The following is a 2,083-nucleotide window of genomic DNA, read 5'->3' as shown; positions in this document are numbered from 1 at the left end:
GCCCTCGACACCCCCGTCGGCGGGAGCGTGAGGGGGGATCCCGACGGGGGTGTCGAGGGCGCCGCCGGCATGACGGGCGGCGGGCCGAACTCCCCGGTCACCACACCTCCGGCGGCGGTGACCGACGCCTTGCTGAACCCCACCGGGCCGGACGCGGGCTCGGCCGGTCGGGTGTCGGTGGCCTCCAGGTTCAGCAGCTGTACGGCGCTGCGGCTGACCTGTTCGACCAGCCGCCCCGGGAGCCAGCCGCCGGCGACCAGGCGGGCCGCGCCCTCGGGGGCGAGACCGTGGGCGATCTCGGCGGGGGCGGGGCGCGCGGCCGGGTCCTTGGACAGACAGGCCCGAGCCAGCTCCCGCAGGTCGCCGTCGCCCAGGGAGTCCAGCTCCGGCTCCTCGTGGACGACCTTGTAGAGCAGTGCCGCCGAGGAGTCGCCCGGGAACGGGGGCTCGCCCGTCGCCGCGTGGACCAGGACCGCGCCAAGGGAGAAGACGTCCGCCGCGCCCGTGACGCCCTTGCCGAGTACCTGCTCGGGCGACATGTAGCCCGGCGAGCCGATCGAGACGCCGGACGAGGTCAGCGACGCCGTGCCGTCCATGGCGCGGGCAATGCCGAAGTCGATCAGCAGCGGGCCGTCGAGGGTGAGGAGCACGTTGGACGGCTTCACGTCCCGGTGGACCAGACCCAGCTCGTGCACCGCCGCGAGCGCCTCGGCCAGGCCCGCGACCAGCACCCGTACGGAGTGCGCGGGCAATGGCCCGCCGTCCGCGACGGCGGCCGCGAGGGAGGGGCCGGCCGCGTAGGCGGTGGCGACCCAGGGCACGGGCGCCTCGGGGTCGGCGTCCAGCACCGGGGCGGTCCAGGCGCCGCCCACCCGGCGCGCGGCGGCCACCTCGCGCCGGAACCGGGCGCGGAACTCCTCGTCCAGCGCGAAGTGCGGATGCACGATCTTCACCGCGACCGTACGGCCACCCGCGCTGCGCCCCAGGTAGACGCGGCCCATGCCGCCGGAGCCCAGCCGGCCGAGCAGCCGATAGGGCCCCATGGTGGCGGGCTCGTCGGCTCCCAGCGGCTGCATGCGTCCACCCTCCCCCGTACGGCTCCCCAGCAGAGTAGTGCCGAACAGCCGCCTCCCCCTATGGACTTCCCACGGCTCGGACCCCTTGGACTTCGTGGATCGAGAGACTTCCTGCGCTCCGGCCCCCTACCGCTGGAGCAGGTCCACCTTCACGTCCGCGGGGAAGCCGGTCGTCGGACCGACCCGCCGGGCGAACTCCGCGACCGCCGCCAACTGAGGCCCGCCGAAGCTGAAGTCGAGGGTGGTGAAGTACTCCGCCAGGATCTTCTCGTCGAAGGCCTCCCAACGGGCCGCCTGTTCGGCGACCTTGCCGACCTCCTCCAGGGACAGGTCACGGGAGGACAGGAACGCCTCGTGCACCTTGCGGGTGATGACCGGCTCACGCTCGGCGTAGTCACGGCGCGCCGCCCAGACCGCGAAGACGAACGGCAGCCCGGTCCACTCCTTCCACAGCTGCCCGAGGTCGTGCACGTCGAGGCCGTAGCGGGGGCCGTCGTGCAGGTTGGCGCGCAGCGCCGCGTCCCCGATGAGCACGGCCGCCTCCGCCTCCTGCATCATCAGGCTCAGGTCGGGCGGGCAGGTGTAGTAGTCCGGTGTCACCCCGTACCGCTCGGCGAGCAGCAGCTGGGCGAGGCGGACGGAGGTGCGGGAGGTCGAGCCGAGGGCGACCCGGGCGCCGTCGAGCCGGTCCAGCGGGACCTGCGAGACGATCACGCACGACATGACCGGACCGTCGCAGCCGACGGCGATGTCGGGGAAGGCGACCAGGTCGTCCGCGTGCTTGAGGAACTCCACGAGGGTGACCGGACCGATGTCGAGGTCTCCCCGCACGATCTGCTCGCTGAGCTTCTCAGGGGTGTCCTTGGTGAGCTCGAAATCGAGGAGCGTGCCCGTTCTCGCGAGCCCCCAGTAGAGGGGCAGGCAGTTGAGGAACTGGATGTGGCCGACGCGCGGCCGGTTGCGAGAATTGTCCACATCGCGAGACTAGACCCTGGCCACCACGGCCC

Annotated in this window: 2 protein-coding genes; both read right to left on the bottom strand. The window is 73.0% G+C overall.

The genetic code is table 11. The annotated features are described in order from the left end of the window. Nucleotides 1-1,076, bottom strand: a 1,076-nt coding sequence (locus tag BZY54_RS48280; RefSeq protein ID WP_143668450.1) for a serine/threonine-protein kinase, incomplete at its 3' end; no start/stop codon positions are given. Nucleotides 1,077-1,202: 126 nt separating this feature from the next. After that, complete coding sequence (locus BZY54_RS48275; protein WP_086731565.1) at nucleotides 1,203-2,051, bottom strand: menaquinone biosynthetic enzyme MqnA/MqnD family protein; 849 nt, start codon at nucleotides 2,049-2,051, stop codon at nucleotides 1,203-1,205. Between the last annotated feature and the right edge of the window lie 32 nt (nucleotides 2,052-2,083).

The organism is Streptomyces carpinensis, assembly GCF_002154505.1.
Taxonomy (GTDB): domain Bacteria; phylum Actinomycetota; class Actinomycetes; order Streptomycetales; family Streptomycetaceae; genus Streptomyces; species Streptomyces carpinensis.
This window is presented reverse-complemented; position numbering and strand designations above follow the sequence as displayed.